Source organism: Vibrio sp. 10N.222.55.C6, from assembly GCF_041473395.1.
In the GTDB taxonomy this organism is placed as follows: Bacteria; Pseudomonadota; Gammaproteobacteria; order Enterobacterales; family Vibrionaceae; genus Vibrio; species Vibrio crassostreae_C.
The window spans coordinates 1-311 of the sequence record NZ_JBFRSD010000709.1 but is presented as its reverse complement, the minus strand read 5'-3'; the positions used below and the strand labels follow the sequence as shown (position 1 = coordinate 311).

Genomic DNA, 311 nt, shown 5'->3' with positions numbered 1-311 from the left:
GTTGGAAGGAACCAGAGACCGGTACGGTGTCGAGATGACGACCGAATTCGGCGCGAAGACTTACTTTGATGAAAGCATTGGTGAGTTTGTTGAGTGGAATCGTTACAACCATTCTAAGCTGACGGGCATTGTCTACGATCACCACAAACAACCGATACAGGGCGTAAGCCTACAAATTTTGGATCAACGAGCAGTCAGTGATGCAAAAGGCCGATTTGAATTCTCAAGTGTTCCAGCTCGAGATAATCTGCCTATCTATATTGATGAAGGGGCACTCGACCTTAACCTCACGCCGATTCAAAACCCTGTGT

At 46.9% G+C, this 311-nt stretch carries 1 pseudogene; it reads left to right on the top strand.

Annotation, left to right across the window (positions count from 1 at the left end):
• Nucleotides 1-311: pseudogene (locus AB4486_RS25765) on the top strand (carboxypeptidase-like regulatory domain-containing protein); the annotation flags it as partial.